We start from the raw sequence: 992 nt of genomic DNA on the forward strand, positions 1-992 counted from the left end.
AGGCCGTGCTCGTCGGCGAACGCGCGCGCGGCGGCGGCGTCCGGCACGGGGCCGTCCGAGCCCGGCACGAGCGGGGCACCCGCCTGCTGGGCGAGGGAGCGGGCGGTGATCTTGTCGCCGAGGGCGCGGATGGCGTCCGGCGACGGGCCGATCCAGGTCATCCCGGCGTCGATCACGGCCTGCGCGAAGTCGGCGTTCTCAGAGAGGAAGCCGTAGCCCGGGTGCACGGCGTCGGCGCCGGCGCGGCGGGCGACGTCGAGGACCGCGTCGATCTTCAGGTAGGTGTCCGCCGAGGACGCGCCCGGCAGGTGGAAGGCCTCGTCCGCGACGGCCACGTGCAGGGCGTCGGCGTCCGGATCCGAGTAGACGGCGATCGAGGCGATGCCGTGGTCGCGGGCGGCGCGGGCCACGCGCACGGCGATCTCGCCGCGGTTGGCGATGAGCACCCGCGTGACGGGGCGGGCGGCGGGGGTGGTGGTCATGCGGGGGTCTCCTCGGAGGGCGATGCGGAGTCGACGACGGGCTCGGCGCCGGGGCGGGGATGGGGGACGAAGCGGACGCGGGCGCCCGGTGGCAGCTGGGCCGCCAGGCCGAGGTCCGCGCGGGCCACGACGCCGATCACCGGGTAGCCGCCGGTGACCGGATGGTCGGAGAGGAACAGGACGGGCTCACCCGAGGGCGGCACCTGCAGCGCGCCGCGCACGGCGCCCTCGGACTTCAGCTCGCCCTCGCGCACGCGCTCGAGCGGCGCGCCGTCGTCGGGGGCCGTGAGGCGCACCCCGATCCGGTCGGTCTGCTGGCTCACGTCCCAGTCCTGCGTGAACAGGCGCTCCAGGCCCGCCTCGCCGAACCAGTCGTCGCGGGGGCCGGGGACCACGCGCAGCACGGCCACCTGGCCGGGCGCGGGCATGGGGCGCAGCGCGGTCTCCGGGTCCCCCACCATCACGACGCCGACCTCCTCCGAGGCGGGGACGCCGGCGGCGGTCGGGCTC

1 protein-coding gene and 1 pseudogene are annotated in these 992 nt (G+C 77.3%); both read right to left on the reverse strand.

All coding sequences use genetic code 11. The features are described from left to right. Nucleotides 1-482: biotin carboxylase N-terminal domain-containing protein (locus tag HMPREF3105_RS01390; RefSeq protein WP_305791312.1), on the reverse strand; the 482-nt coding region annotated here is incomplete at its 3' end. Then, nucleotides 479-992: pseudogene (locus HMPREF3105_RS01395) on the reverse strand (urea amidolyase); the annotation flags it as partial. The pseudogene HMPREF3105_RS01395 and the gene HMPREF3105_RS01390, both read right to left, overlap by 4 nt.

This window comes from Micrococcus sp. HMSC31B01 (assembly GCF_001816085.1).
GTDB classification, from domain to species: Bacteria; Actinomycetota; Actinomycetes; order Actinomycetales; family Micrococcaceae; genus Micrococcus; species Micrococcus luteus.